The 14,387-nt window shown below is 30.6% G+C and carries 11 protein-coding genes and 1 pseudogene; 4 read left to right on the top strand and 8 right to left on the bottom strand.

The features are described 5' to 3' along the window. Positions 1-53: 53 nt before the first annotated feature. From N5A56_RS16160 to N5A56_RS16125, 8 genes are all read right to left on the bottom strand, one after another. Positions 54-806, bottom strand: coding sequence for an SDR family NAD(P)-dependent oxidoreductase (locus N5A56_RS16160; RefSeq protein ID WP_265726419.1), 753 nt, complete (start codon positions 804-806; stop codon positions 54-56). 222 nt (positions 807-1,028) lie between these two features. Beyond that, positions 1,029-1,412 carry a hypothetical protein gene (locus N5A56_RS16155; RefSeq protein ID WP_265726420.1) on the bottom strand — a complete coding sequence of 128 codons (384 nt, stop codon included), beginning with the start codon at positions 1,410-1,412 and terminating at the stop codon, positions 1,029-1,031. 129 nt (positions 1,413-1,541) lie between these two features. After that, positions 1,542-2,600: a phosphotransferase family protein gene (locus tag N5A56_RS16150; RefSeq protein WP_265726421.1), complete on the bottom strand. Its 1,059-nt coding sequence runs from the start codon at positions 2,598-2,600 to the stop codon at positions 1,542-1,544. Next, complete coding sequence (locus N5A56_RS16145; protein WP_265726422.1) at positions 2,600-3,817, bottom strand: acyl-CoA dehydrogenase family protein; 1,218 nt, start codon at positions 3,815-3,817, stop codon at positions 2,600-2,602. Before N5A56_RS16145 ends, N5A56_RS16150 begins: the two co-directional genes overlap by 1 nt. Before the next feature lie 100 nt (positions 3,818-3,917). Beyond that, positions 3,918-4,691, bottom strand: a complete 774-nt coding sequence (locus tag N5A56_RS16140) for an SDR family NAD(P)-dependent oxidoreductase (protein WP_265726423.1) — start codon at positions 4,689-4,691, stop codon at positions 3,918-3,920. Next, the gene (locus tag N5A56_RS16135; protein ID WP_265726424.1) at positions 4,691-6,505 is read right to left on the bottom strand and encodes an acyl-CoA dehydrogenase family protein; all 1,815 of its coding nucleotides are present in this window, start codon (positions 6,503-6,505) and stop codon (positions 4,691-4,693) included. The genes N5A56_RS16140 and N5A56_RS16135 overlap by 1 nt, the downstream gene beginning before the upstream one ends. Positions 6,506-6,675: 170 nt before the next feature. Then, positions 6,676-7,005: a MerR family transcriptional regulator gene (locus N5A56_RS16130; RefSeq protein ID WP_265726425.1), complete on the bottom strand. Its 330-nt coding sequence runs from the start codon at positions 7,003-7,005 to the stop codon at positions 6,676-6,678. A 2-nt stretch (positions 7,006-7,007) separates the two neighbouring features. Next, the gene (locus N5A56_RS16125; RefSeq protein ID WP_265726426.1) at positions 7,008-7,970 is read right to left on the bottom strand and encodes a M23 family metallopeptidase; all 963 of its coding nucleotides are present in this window, start codon (positions 7,968-7,970) and stop codon (positions 7,008-7,010) included. A gap of 159 nt (positions 7,971-8,129) precedes the next feature. Here N5A56_RS16125 and alaS point away from each other — a divergent pair, with 159 nt between their 5' ends. The 4 genes and pseudogenes from alaS to N5A56_RS16100 all read left to right on the top strand — a co-directional run bounded on the left by alaS (position 8,130) and on the right by N5A56_RS16100 (position 14,382). Continuing rightward, positions 8,130-10,748 carry an alanine--tRNA ligase gene (gene alaS / locus N5A56_RS16120; protein WP_265726427.1) on the top strand — a complete coding sequence of 873 codons (2,619 nt, stop codon included), beginning with the start codon at positions 8,130-8,132 and terminating at the stop codon, positions 10,746-10,748. Positions 10,749-10,751: 3 nt separating this feature from the next. Continuing rightward, complete coding sequence (locus N5A56_RS16115; RefSeq protein WP_274270558.1) at positions 10,752-11,693, top strand: GSCFA domain-containing protein; 942 nt, start codon at positions 10,752-10,754, stop codon at positions 11,691-11,693. A gap of 77 nt (positions 11,694-11,770) precedes the next feature. After that, a pseudogene (locus tag N5A56_RS16105) lies at positions 11,771-12,486 on the top strand (DUF6498-containing protein). Between the two features lie 84 nt (positions 12,487-12,570). After that, positions 12,571-14,382, top strand: coding sequence for an outer membrane protein assembly factor BamB family protein (locus N5A56_RS16100; protein WP_265726429.1), 1,812 nt, complete (start codon positions 12,571-12,573; stop codon positions 14,380-14,382). Positions 14,383-14,387: the final 5 nt, after the last annotated feature.

Here is a 14,387-nt window from a genome sequence, read left to right as displayed (position 1 = left end):
AAATTTTAATATTGATTTTTTGTTTTACAAAAATACCTTTTTTTATTTACAATTTAAAGCGATGTTCCACCATCTAACGTAATCGTTTGCCCTGTAATAAAGCGTGTATTATCTGATGCTAACCAAACAACAGCATCTGCAATTTCTATTGCTTTTCCGTATCGTTTCATCGGAATTACACTTTTAAGAATGGCATCCATTTCTGGTTTTGCATTAATTAATTGATTTAACAATGCAGATTCCGTGTAACCAGGACATACTGCATTTACTCTAATATTTTTAGTTGCATATTCCATTGCAGCAGACTTTGTCATACCAACAACTGCAAATTTACTTGCGCTATAACTAATATTATTGGGTGATGCTTTTAAACCTGCCAATGATGCAATATTTACAATATTACCATAACCTTGTTCTAAAAACTGATTTAAAGCTACTTTCATACAGTAAAAAACACCAGTTTGATTTACAGAAATTACGCGCTCCCAATCTTTTAATGTAGATTCATGTGTTTTTAACAAATGTGGGCCAATACCTGCATTGTTTACAATAACATCTAACTTTCCAAACTCAGAAACAGTTTCTTTTATTAAGTTTTCTACTTCTTCATATTTTGCAACGTTTGCTTTTATTGGTAGTGCATTTCCTTTATTTGTTACAATTTCTTCCGAAACTTTTTGAGCTTTTTCTAAATTGATATCAGAAACAACAACCGTTGCTCCATGTTTTGCAAAATGAATTGCAGTTGCTCTTCCAATTCCAGAACCGGCTCCTGTTACAATTACTATTTTGTTTTTTACTTCCATATTATTAAATTTTAATTTAGGCGTTCTTTTATCCTGAAAACATTCAGGACCAAGTCGGGCTTTACACTATATATTTTACTTTGTTCTTGATACAAATTTTTTTCATCCTTCAAAAATTCACTCGAACTGACAACTAAAAAGGATAGAGCCTGTCTTGAGCAAAGTCGAAAGGTTTCAATCCCTAACGCAAATCAGTCTTGTTAAAACAATTATGATGTTATATTATAATTTACAACATATTAATCTTGAATCTGATAATGCAGACGCTCTCAATTCTCTTGGATATTCTTTGAATTGCATCAACTTAAAAAATTCATTTTTGTTTGCGTATTTTAAAATTAACAACTCGTCCCATAATTTTTCTTCCGTAGGTCCAATAATAGTTGCCATTGGTTTTCCTTTAAAAATGATTTCTGCTTCTATCTTTTGGAAAAAAGGAAAGGCAGCTTTCATATATTCTTTATAGGTTTCTTTTCCAGTTTTTCCTGTGGAAGAAACTCGTTCTTTATAATTCAAATAATTAAGCATAAAAACAGGAGTGTTTTCATCAAAATTTGATAAAACTGCTAAACCTTCTTTATTTATATTTTGATGATTTTCTTCCATATTTCTTAAGTATTGTCACTTCGAGTGAAATTCTTTTTTCAAGAATTTTGTATCGAGAAGTTTTAATGAGTTCTCGATACAATTTTTTCGTTCTTCAAAATCACTCGAATTGATAGTTCGTGATTATTTTTAATCAATTTTATTTGTTTTTATCGATTTTAGAGCCAGTTTACAGCATAATTCGGCAGCTTTATTCAAATTAGCAAAACGCGGATCTGTAGTCCAACCTTTTTTATATCGATAATAAATTTGTTGCGCAATCACTGCTATTTTAAACAATCCGAAAGCATAATAAAACACCAAATTATCTACATTTCTACCTGATTTTTCAGCATACATTTGCGCTATTTCACTTCTAATTGGGTTTCCTTCAAAAATTGTTGGAGACGGAATTCCTTGTTTTACAAAATTGTGATCTGTGGCAATTGTCCAATAACCAAGTGAAGTTCCTAAATCCATTAACGGATCTCCCAAAGTTGCCATTTCCCAATCTAAAACAGCAGAAACTTCGTTCCAAGAATCATCTTTAAAAACAACATTATCGTACTTAAAATCATTATGAATTAAACAATGATTATATACTGTTGGTTGATTTTCTTGCATCCATTGCATTACCATTTCTGCTTCTGGATATTCATCTGTCTTTGCTTTTAGATATTGTTTTCCCCAATTAGAAACTTGTCTTTCTACATATCCTTCTGGCCTTCCTAAATCAGTTAAACCAACCGATTTATAATCAACATTATGTAATTCTACCAACGTATCTAACCAAGAGTTTGCAATGGTTTTATATTCCGCTTGCAGAATATTTCTTTGTTTCGCTTCTTTATAGTTTAAAATGATCCCTTCAACTTTTTCCATGATGTAGAAATCACTTCCTAAAACAACTTCATCTTCACAAAAAGCATACATTTTTGGCACTTTAGAAAACGCTTTGCTTACACCACTTTGCACTTTAAATTCACGACTCATATCGTGACCGCGTTTAATGGCGCCAACTGGTGGTTTTCTCAACACATATTCTTTATTTTCAATCTGAAGTAAATACGTTAAGTTAGAATAACCGTGTGTAAATTGATTGACTAATAAATCGCTTTCTACGGAATTTATCAATTTATTTTCTTGAAGATATTTCTTCAACAAAACTTCATTTAATTCTTCGCCTTTTCTTACTTTTTGATTACTCATTATTTATTTCCGTATTTCTTAATACAACTTTTTCCTAATTGATACATGTGCACTTCATCTGGTCCATCTGCTAAACGTAACATTCTTGCAATGGCAAAATAATGTGGTAAATACGTATCTGGACCAACTCCTTTTCCACCTAAAATTTGCATGGCTCTATCAATAACATTCAATGCCATATTTGGAGCTACAATTTTTATCATTGCAATAATATCTTTAGCTTCTTTATTTCCTGCTTTATCCATTTTATCGGCAGCAGAAAGTGTTAACAAACGTGCTTGTTCAATTTCACATTGCGATTTTGCAATTTCGTGACGAATGCTACTATAATCATAAAACTTTTTACCAAAAGTTTCTCTCTCTAATGTTCTTTTAGACATCGTTTCTAACGCATATTGCGCCATACCAACCAAACGCATACAATGATGAATTCTACCAGGACCTAAACGACCTTGGGCAATTTCAAAACCTCTTCCTTCACCCAAAATTAAATTCTCTTTTGGAACACGAACATTAGTTAATTGAATTTCTGCGTGACCTTCTGGAGAATCGTAATAACCCATTACAGAAAGCGGACGAATAATTTCTAAACCCTCAGTATTCATAGGAACCAACACCATACTTTGTTGTTGATGCCTGTGCGCATTTACATCGGTTTTTCCCATGATAATGGCAACTTTACAATGTGGATCCATTGCGCCAGAAGACCACCATTTTCTTCCGTTAATTACATATTCGTCTCCTTCTAAAACTATGGACGTTTCAATATTTGTAGCATCTGAAGAAGCAACTTGTGGTTCTGTCATTAAAAAAGCAGAACGAATTTCTCCTTTCATCAAAGGTTCTAACCATTGTTTTTTCTGGGCTTCATTTCCGTATTTTGCTAAAACTTCCATATTTCCAGTATCTGGAGCAGAACAATTAAAAATTTCTGAAATCCAGATTTTCTCGCCCATTATTTCAGCAAGTGGCGCGTATTCTAAATTGGTTAAACCCGGACTTAAATCGCCATAATCTTTTGGTAAAAACAAATTCCATAAACCAGCTTCTTTCGCTTTTTGTTTTAACGTTTCTGTCTTCGGAAATCGCTTCCATATATTGTTTGTATCACTTTGAAAAGCAATAAATTCTTCTTCAATAGGAACAATGTGTTCTTCTATAAAAGTTGATAATTTATGTTGTAATTCTATTGATTTTTGTGAGTATTCGAAGTTCATTCCTTAAAATTTAATTGAGCTATATGAGATTTCTCCTATCGTCGAAATGACAAATCACTCTCTAATTATTGTTTACTGTAAACTGAAACTGCAAACTGTTTTATCCAGCAATCATATAACCTCCATCAGCAGTATAAACGCCGCCAGTCATATAATTTCCTGCATCAGAAGCTAATAAACAAGCCAAACCAACCATTTCTTCTGGCATTCCCATTCTTGCACTTGGTAACGATTTTTCAATCTTACCTAATATTTTTTCGTTTTGCCATAAGGCTGCACTGAATTTTGTCTTAATCAAACCTGGACAAATTGCATTGGCTTTTACACCGTGTTGTCCCCATTCTTTTGCTTGATTTTTAGTCAACATTAAAATTGCAGCTTTACTTGTGCTGTAAATCCCTAATCCGAAACCAGGAGTTAAAGATTCTACAGATGCAATATTAATGATGCTTCCGTTTTTATTCGCTTTAAAATGTGGTAAAACCAAGTTTGATAAAGACCAAGGAGCTTTTACGTTTACATCCATAATCTTATCAAAAATTTCTGGCGTAACATCTTCAATAGGTCCAAAAACTGGATTTATTGCTGCATTATTTACCAAGATATCTATGCGTCCAAAAGCTTCAACTGTTTTTTCTACTAAATTTTTACGCTGATCTTCTTTACCAATATGACAAGCAATTCCGATTGCTTTTAAACCTTCGTTTGTAAATTCTTTTACAACTTCATCACAAGCCTCTTGATTTCTACTTGAAATTACAACTTGTGCTCCGTTTTCTGCTAAACCTTTGGCTATTGCTTTTCCAATTCCTTTACTAGAACCGGTAATTATAGCAACTTTTCCTTCTAAATTAAATTGTTCGTTTATCTTCATTATAAAATGTATTCTTTGTCTTTTTTAATGGTTATTTCTTCATTATTCATTAAAGATTCTGCTAACGAATTTGTTTTTGGAACTTCATATTTAAAGTAGAATTTCATCGTATGAATTTTACTTTCATAAAACGTTTCGGAATATTTTCTATCAGAATTACCTAATTCGTTTTTAGCATCAACAGCCATTTCTAACCATAACCAACCTAAAGTAATAATGCTCATATATTCCATAAATAAATTAGCATCTGCCAAGTAGCGCTCGTAGTTTCCTTTCATTGCAAAAGGCATTAAATGACCCAATACTTTTTGAGAAAGTTGTAGTTTTTCGCCTAAAACATTTGCATACTTTTTTAAATCATCATCTTTAGAAGCCAACTGAATTGTTTGCATAATTTCGGCAACCAATAACTCCAAACCTTTTCCGTTTTGCATTGGTACTTTTCTACCTAACAAATCTTGGGATTGAATTCCGGTTGTACCTTCATACAAAGCAGAAATTCTAATATCTCTGTAATATTGTTGTAACGAGAAGTCTGTACAAAATCCGTAACCACCAAGCACTTGTAAGCCATTATCAACCGATTCTGCTCCAGCTTCCGAAGGAAACGTTTTTACAATCGGAATTATCATTTCTAACAACAAATTGTATTTTTCTTTCTCTTCTTTTGATGAGGTTGAATGAATAATATCGTGATATTTTGAAGCCAAAAACACCAAACTTAAAGAACCTTCTGCAATTGATTTTTGCAACAATAACATTCTTCTAACATCTGGATGCTCAATAATTAAACTCTGTTTTTCTGTCGGATTTTTCTTTCCATCAGCAGATAATTTTCTTCCTTGAGGTCTTTCATTTGCATATTGTAATGATGCTCTGTAAGCTGCCATTGTAATTGCTGCGGCACCACGACCAACGGCAATTCTTGCGCCATTCATCATTAAAAACATTTGGTTTAAACCTTTGTGTTCTTCGCCAACAAGCCAACCTCTACAATCGTCTTTATCTCCAAAACCTAAATGTGTTGTGCAATAACCGCGTTGTCCCATTTTCTGAAAATCGGCAACCGTCATTACATCATTATATTCTAACGTTCCGTCTTCTTTTAGTCTGTTTTTAGGAACTACAAAAAGAGAAATCCCTTTGGTTCCTTTTGGAGCGCCTTCAATTCTTGCTAACACCAAATGCACAAAATTGTCTGCATATTGATGATCTCCACCAGAAATAAATATTTTTTGTCCGCTTATTTTATAAAATCCATCTTCTGTTGGAGTTGCCTTTGTAGTAATATCCGACAAAGAACTTCCCGCTTGCGGTTCTGTTAAACACATGGTTCCGCCCCAAGTTCCAGAAAGCATGTTTGGCACGTAGGTTTTCTTTAATTCTTCAGTTCCAAATTCCACAATTAATTCTGCAGATCCTAATGTTAAGCTCGGATAGCCTGGTAAATGATTATTTGCCGCATCCATAATGTATAAAACTGCTTGAAAAACAGATATTGGCATCTGCAAACCACCGTCTTCATAATTAAAACAGGCTGCAATAATGCCCATTTCACCAGATTGACGCATTACAGTTTCTACTTGTTTGTGAACAATTACAGTTCCGTCTTTATGATATGCAGGGTTTTCATCCATTTCTTTAAAATATGGATACAATTCTCTGTCAGAAAACTCTTTTACAGAATCTATAAAAAGATTTAAAGATTCCATATCGTGATCTTGAAATCTTTCTGCAGTCAATAAATTTTCTAACTTGTGTATATCATAAAGTATGTATTTAAGAGTTTCGAGATCTACATACTTTTTTGGCATAATATTTAATTTTATAATTGATAAGTTCTCAAATATAGCGAAAAATATTATGCATGCATAGTAAATAATATAACTATGCATTTCATCCAAATTTAAAAACAGTATACAAATTAAAGAAAAGTCTCTATTTTATAGTGTTTCTAAACATTGAAAATTATAATTAATAAATTTTAAAGTTGATTTTTTATTTTTTGAAGTTCTGATCTTACCGCCTCTAATCTGGTTATAATTTCGTGATTATTAAATATACTTTCCGGGTTTTTTCTTAACTTTTGTTTTGCTCCTTCTAGCGTAAAACCTCTTTCTTTTACTAAATTGAAAATCAGCTTAAAATTTTTAATGTCTTCTTGAGTAAAAAGACGGTTTCCTTTAGCATTTTTTTTAGGTTTGATAATGTCAAACTCTTTTTCCCAAAAACGGATTAATGATGTATTTACACCAAAAGCTTTAGCAACTTCGCCTATTTTATAATATATTTTTTTGGGTAAATTTACGTGCATAATTAATCTAAAGATTGACTTTGTTCTGATGTTTTTTGCAAAGCTGCAAATTCATCTAAAGTTAAATTACCGTAATAAAAATTAATAGGGTTTAGAGGTCTATCATTTTTATGAACTTCGTAGTGTAGGTGTGAAGATACAGACAAACCAGTATTACCAACATAGCCTATTAAATCACCTCTTTTTACATCTTGCCCTCTCTTTACTTTCATTTTACTTAAATGTGCATAAATAGTAGTGTAACCGTAACCATGTTTAATATAAATTACCTTACCAAAGGTACTACTTCTCTGTGCTCTATGTATTTTACCATTTCCAGAAGCGTAAACTGGTGTGCCCGTTGGCGCAGTAAAATCCATCCCTTTATGAAACTTATTTATTTTTAAAATAGGATGCATTCTCATTTTATAACCAGAAGCTACGTAAAAATCATCTTTTTTAATAGGAAGAATTGCTGGTATAGAAGCAAGCATATCTTCTTTTTCTTTGGCTAAAACTACAATTTCATCTAAAGATTTAGATTGCACTACCATTTGCTTTGATAAAACATCTATTTCTTTTGTTAGCTTTTTAATTAAGTTAGAATTATCGAAACCATCTAAATTTTTATATCTATTTACACCACCAAAACCTGCTTTTCGTTGTTCTTCTGGTATTGGGTTTGCTTCAAAATAACTTCTATAAATGTTATTATCTCTTTCTTGTAATTGTGATAAAATATTAGAACTTTCTTCTAATCTTTTCCCTAAAACTTCGTAATGAAATTTTAAGTTTTCATATTCGCGACTTTGTGCTCTTTCTGATGGAGACATTATAATCTGACTAAAACCTATAAACCCAAAAAAAGCTATTAAAACGATGCCTAAAACGCTAAAAAGTATTCTTCTATAATAATTGCTCTTATCTACAGTAATTTTTCTGTAAGAAAGAGTATCCTCATCATAATAATATTTTACTTTTGCCATATTGCTAAATGTACTATTTTTGTTCTTTAAATTGGATTTAGAATTAAAATCCTCTTTATAAGAACTAACAAATTTACAAAATGTTTTACAACTGCTTAATTTAAGTAGTTTTTTAAAAATAAATTAACATAATCCAACCTAGTTGGAAACTTCTTTTTTATGAAATCTCAAGACATTCGTTCCACTTTTTTAAACTTTTTTCAAGAAAAATCTCATTTAGTAGTTCCTTCTGCTCCAATGGTTACAAAAGACGATCCAACTCTTATGTTTGTTAATTCTGGAATGGCTCCTTTTAAAGAATACTTTTTAGGGAATGGAAAACCAAAAAAGAACAGACTTACAGATTCTCAAAAATGCTTACGTGTTTCTGGAAAACACAACGATTTAGAAGAAGTTGGTTACGACACTTATCATCACACTCTTTTTGAGATGTTAGGCAACTGGTCTTTTGGTGATTACTTTAAAAAAGAAGCTATTGCTTGGGCTTGGGAATTATTGACTGAAGTTTATAAAATTGATAAAGACATTTTGTATGTAACCGTTTTTGAAGGATCTGATGATTCTGATAACCTAAATATGGATACTGAAGCATATGATATTTGGAAACAATACATTTCTGAAGACCGAATTTTAAAAGGGAATAAGAAAGATAATTTCTGGGAAATGGGAGAACAAGGACCATGCGGACCTTGTTCTGAAATTCATGTTGACATTAGAACTCCAGAAGAAAAAGCAAAAATAGATGGCAAGACTTTAGTTAATGAAGATCATCCGCAAGTTGTAGAAATTTGGAACTTAGTTTTTATGCAGTATAACCGTAAAGCTAATGGATCTCTTGAAGAATTACCAAATAAGCATATAGATACCGGTATGGGGTTTGAACGTCTTTGTATGGTTTTACAAGATGTAAAATCTAATTACGATACTGATGTTTTTACACCTATAATTCGTGAAATTGAAGCTATAACGAATACAACTTACAATAAGGAAGAAAAAATAGATATTGCCATTCGAGTAATATCAGACCATGTTAGAGCTGTTGCTTTTTCTATTGCAGACGGACAATTACCAAGTAATACCGGTGCTGGTTATGTTATTAGACGTATTCTAAGACGTGCTGTTCGTTATGGGTTTACTTTTCTAAATAAAAAAGAACCTTTTATTTACAGATTAGTTGATGTTTTAAGTAAAAAAATGGGAACTGCATTCCCAGAATTAAAAGCTCAAAAACAATTAATTGAAAATGTAATTAAGGAAGAAGAAACTTCTTTTTTAAGAGCATTAGATCAAGGTTTAATATTATTAGACGGAATTATATCTTCCTCAAAAACCAAAGAAATTTCTGGAGACAAAGCATTTGAATTATATGATACTTATGGTTTCCCTATAGATTTAACTGCTTTAATTTTATCTGAAAAAGGATATACTTTAGATGAGATAGGATTTCAAGAAGAACTTCAAAAACAAAAAAATAGATCTAGAGCAGCGAGTGAAATGTCTACTGATGACTGGACCGTTTTACACAATGATGCTGTTGAAGAATTTGTAGGTTACGATCTTTTAGAAACCAATGTTAAGATTACAAAATTTAGAAAAGTAACTTCTAAAAAAGATGGTGAAATGTATCAACTTGTATTTAACCTAACTCCTTTTTATCCAGAAGGTGGTGGACAAGTTGGAGATAAAGGGTATTTAAAAGATACGCATGGTGATGTAGTATATATTTTAGATACTAAGAAAGAAAATAACGTAATTATTCATTTTACAAAAAACTTACCTAAACATTTAAACGAAAATTTTAAAGCTGTTGTTGATGCAAAACAACGATACAGAACAGAGTGTAATCATACTGCAACACACTTATTACACCAAGCACTTAGAGAAGTTTTAGGAAGCCATGTAGAGCAAAAAGGCTCATCTGTACATTCTAAATATTTACGTTTCGATTTCTCCCATTTTTCAAAAATGACAGTAGAAGAATTAAGAGATGTAGAAAATTTTGTAAATGCTAGAATTTCTGGGAAGTTAAATTTAGAAGAAAAAAGAAATATACCAATGCAACAAGCAATTGACGAAGGTGCAATGGCTTTGTTTGGTGAAAAATACGGAGATACTGTAAGAGCTATTAAGTTTGGAAATTCTGTAGAACTTTGTGGAGGAACTCATGTAAAAAATACAGGCGATATTTGGCACTTCAAAATTAAATCTGAAGGTGCAGTTGCTGCAGGAATTAGAAGAATTGAGGCCATTACAAACGATGCTGTTAAAGATTTTTATTTTGAAAACAACAGAGTTTTATTTGAAGTAAAAGACATCTTAAATAACGCAAAAGATCCTGTGAAAGCTGTACAAAAATTACAAGATGAAAATACAACTTTACAAAAACAGATTGAGCAATTATTAAAGGATAAAGCTAAAAACTTATCAGGAGAAATTAAAAATCAATTGCAAGAAATAAATGGTGTGCAATTTTTAGCAACTAAAGTTGATTTAGATGCTAACGGAATTAAAAATCTAGCCTTTGAAATTGGAAAAGAACATCAAAATTTATTTTTATTGTTTGCAACTGCCCCAACAAAAGACAAAGCAATGTTAACTTGTTATATTTCTAAAGAATTAGCAAATGAACGCGGTTATAATGCTGGTACCGTTGTTAGAGAACTGGGTAAACTAATTCACGGTGGCGGTGGCGGACAACCATTTTTTGCTACTGCAGGTGGTAAAAATCCTGGAGGAATACCTAAAGCATTAGAAAAAGCTAAAGATTATCTAGTGTAAAAAATGAAACTCCAAACCCAAATTACTTTAAAAAAAGAAACTAGAAACTTAATAGATTATACATCTACTATTTTGATGCTAGGATCTTGTTTTACCGAAAATATTGGAAACAAATTAAATTATTTTAAATTTAATTCTGAACAAAATCCATTTGGAATTCTTTTTCACCCAAAAGCCATAGAAAACTTAATTACGAATGTAATTAATGAGAAAAAATATACTGATGCAGATTTAGTGTTTCAAAATGAACGTTGGCACTCTTTTGATGCACATTCAAATTTAAGTTCTACTAATAAAAATGAGCTTTTAAATAATTTAAATTCATCAATAAATTTAACAAACAAAAAATTAACCGAAGCTTCCCATATTATAATTACTTTGGGTACTTCTTGGGTTTACAGGTTTATTGAAACAGATGTTATAGTAGCTAATTGCCACAAAGTTCCACAAAAAAAATTTTTAAAAGAGTTGTTATCTGTTGATAAAATAATCGAAATTTTAGACGCTAAAATTGCTCTTTTAAAATCTGTAAATAACAATGTTAATATTATTTTTACAGTTTCGCCAGTAAGACATTTAAAAGATGGTTTTATAGAAAATACACAAAGTAAATCTCATTTAATTTCTGCAATACACAGCGTAGTTAATGCGAGAAAAAACACATTTTACTTTCCTTCGTATGAAATTATGATGGATGAATTAAGAGATTATCGTTTTTATAAAGAAGATATGATTCACCCAAATAAAACTGCTATTAATTACATTTGGGAAAAATTTACTGCCACTTGGTTTTCTGAAGATTCAAAATCTACAATGAAAGAAATAGATGTTATACAAAAAGGAATTTCTCATCTTCCGTTCAATAAAGAATCTAAACAGCATCAACAATTTCTTAAAAACCTATCGATTAAGAAAGAAAATATTAAAAAAAGTTACCTTCTATAATTTTTTAAATAAGGCATTTGACGTATTGTCTATTTTTAATTTTAATATGTATTTTACTACTTATAAAAAGTTTAAAAATGCTCAAAAATATTTTCTATCCAACACCACAAAATGCTTTTATTTGGTTAAGCTCAATCTACTTATTATTTCTATTATATATTGGTAAAGCATCTGCTATAACAATTTTATTTGCTTATTTTTTAGAAACGCTTGTTATAGGAGTATTCAATGCGTTAAAAATGCTTTGGAGTATTTTATTTGGTAAATCTAAATCTTCAGAACTTAGTTTAATTTTCTTTTTTTATTCCATTATGGATTCTTTATAGCCATACAATCTATCTTTGGTTTTGCTTTATTTAACTTTAAAGAAGAAACTATAATTAAAGAACCTTTTAATATAATAGAAAACTATATTTCAATTTTAAATTTAGAAGATATTAAATATGCATTACCTGCTATCATATTTACACATTTAGGAAAGTTTATATCCGATTATATTCACAATAAAAAATATCAAAAGTTTACTGCAAAAGAAATTATGTTTAAACCTTATGTTAGAATTTTTGTACAACAATTTGTAGTAATACTCTCCTTTTTCTTTATTATTTTAGATAATAATGGTGCTGGAATTATTGCTGCTTTTTTATTAATTACTTTTAGGTTAATTATTGATTTAACTTTAGAATCCATCAAAGAAAACTCTAGTACATTAGATTTTTTATCAGAAAAACTATCCAATGAAAAAGTGTCTAAAGAAGAGATTAAAAAACAATTAATAATCTTTACTGAATGATTTTAAGGTAAATACGTCATTTGCCGTATTGTATAAATTTTTATAATAATAGAATTTTGAAGTGCAACTTTAAATCTAAAAATTATGAAAATCAAAAACATTTTAAAAATTAGTTTTTACACTTTAATGTTTTTAAGTGCAAACATCTTATTTTCTCAAAAAGCACAATCTCCTGATAACAAATATGATGTTGGAGCTATTAAATGGATGAAAATGTCAGATCCTGGAACACTACTTGTTTCAACTTCAAAAGGGGTTTATGGTATACAACCAAATACCTCTGAACCCACATTTCTATTTGATAAACGTAAAAATATAAAAGAAGAAAACTTTCACTTACAACCAAACACACCTTATGCTATGTTTATTGCAAACGGAATGAATGATGTAACGTTTGTTATAGATGTAATTTCAGGAAAAACTTTATTTGATTCTAAAGAAGAGGGATTTTCTTTTATGAATAGTAGAGATATTATTTTACCTGAAAATAAATTGGTAGTTAGTGGATTAAGAAAAAGTAAAGGAAAAATTGGTGCAGGATATTCTATTGCTGTTTACGACTTGTCTACCGGAAAAGAAGAATATACAATACCTCAAAAAGGAAGTAATAATGTAACTGGTGTTGCAGATATTATAAACGAAAAACTGATTATACCTCGTAAGAAAGGAATTGATGCCATTGAATTAGCTACAGGAAAAACACTTTGGACAGCTAGTGTTAAGAATGCGACTTCCATTAATGCAGAAAAAGATGCTATTTATGCTTTTCAATCTAATAACAATGGTAAAAACACTACGATACACAAAATCGATTCTAGTGGAAAAACTGTTTGGAAAGAAGGTAATAAGTTAAAAGGTAAAGTAAGACAAACTAATTATTTACCGCAAGGAATTGCAATTTTAACAGATACCGAGGGTAAAAACCCACAATCGAAAATTTATTTTTTAGACAGTAGTTCTGGAGATGATTTATGGAAGAAAGCCCCAAAAACAAAAGGACTTGTGAGTCATTTTTACACTGAAGATGATGGAATTATTTTTGGTGTAGTTACTGGTGGTATAAACAAAATTAAATTAGACGGAACTCCGCTTTGGAAAAAGCCTTTAAAAACTGGCCCAAGTATTAGTACACTTGCAAGAACTGAAGCTGGAATTTTATATATTACTGCAAAAGACGCAGATATTATTAATGAAAATACCGGAGAATCTGTATTTGGTAAAAAATTAAAATACAAACAATCTAAAGCAGTATCCTCTACTTACGATGCTAAAAACAAGCGTTTTCTCTTAAGTTGTAGTGATGGTTTATATAGTATTGATGGAAACTCTGGAAAATACAAAGTAATAGCAAAACCTAAATTTGGAGAGAAAGAAATGCCAACATCTATAGAAATGAGAGGTAATAATATTTTGTTGTCTTCTAGTCAAAATTTGATGCTATTAGATGCAAACGGAAAAGAAATTTTTCATGAATATTTAAAATCGCCTTCTAAAAGTGGTTTTATGAAAGTACTTTCTGGTGCTTTAGCAGTTACTTCTATGGCTTTGGCTGCAAGTGCTTCTTACAGAGCAGGTGCAAATAGCAACGGTATGGGAAGATACAATTCTTATGGCGCTCAAATGAATAATCACGCTAAAGGATTCTCACAAATAGCTGGAGCTTCTTTTGGTGCAATGAGTAAACGTTTTAAAGCCTCAGCTCAAACACAGAATGATAAATTTATTTTAACAAAACTAAGCTCTGGCGTAGGCTTGGTTAAAATTGATAAAGATTCTGGAAAAAAATTAAAAGAAATATTATTAAAAGATAAAAAACCAACTTATAAAGTTGATGAAGTTGAAAGAGTTCTTTATTACCAGGCTAATAAAAACACTATTTATGCTTATAAAATTTAAGCTCG

The sequence above is a fragment of the Polaribacter ponticola genome, assembly GCF_026191475.2.
Classification (GTDB): Bacteria; Bacteroidota; Bacteroidia; order Flavobacteriales; family Flavobacteriaceae; genus Polaribacter; species Polaribacter ponticola.
This window is presented reverse-complemented; position numbering and strand designations above follow the sequence as displayed.

Coding starts and splice junctions, on each gene's coding strand:
- N5A56_RS16145 (WP_265726422.1), bottom strand. CDS start 3,817: ATGAACTTCGAATACTCACAAAAATCAATAGAATTACAACATAAATTA.
- N5A56_RS16155 (WP_265726420.1), bottom strand. CDS start 1,412: ATGGAAGAAAATCATCAAAATATAAATAAAGAAGGTTTAGCAGTTTTA.
- N5A56_RS16140 (WP_265726423.1), bottom strand. CDS start 4,691: ATGAAGATAAACGAACAATTTAATTTAGAAGGAAAAGTTGCTATAATT.
- alaS (WP_265726427.1), top strand. CDS start 8,130: ATGAAATCTCAAGACATTCGTTCCACTTTTTTAAACTTTTTTCAAGAA.
- N5A56_RS16130 (WP_265726425.1), bottom strand. CDS start 7,005: ATGCACGTAAATTTACCCAAAAAAATATATTATAAAATAGGCGAAGTT.
- N5A56_RS16100 (WP_265726429.1), top strand. CDS start 12,571: ATGAAAATCAAAAACATTTTAAAAATTAGTTTTTACACTTTAATGTTT.
- N5A56_RS16150 (WP_265726421.1), bottom strand. CDS start 2,600: ATGAGTAATCAAAAAGTAAGAAAAGGCGAAGAATTAAATGAAGTTTTG.
- N5A56_RS16115 (WP_274270558.1), top strand. CDS start 10,752: ATGAAACTCCAAACCCAAATTACTTTAAAAAAAGAAACTAGAAACTTA.
- N5A56_RS16135 (WP_265726424.1), bottom strand. CDS start 6,505: ATGCCAAAAAAGTATGTAGATCTCGAAACTCTTAAATACATACTTTAT.
- N5A56_RS16160 (WP_265726419.1), bottom strand. CDS start 806: ATGGAAGTAAAAAACAAAATAGTAATTGTAACAGGAGCCGGTTCTGGA.
- N5A56_RS16125 (WP_265726426.1), bottom strand. CDS start 7,970: ATGGCAAAAGTAAAATATTATTATGATGAGGATACTCTTTCTTACAGA.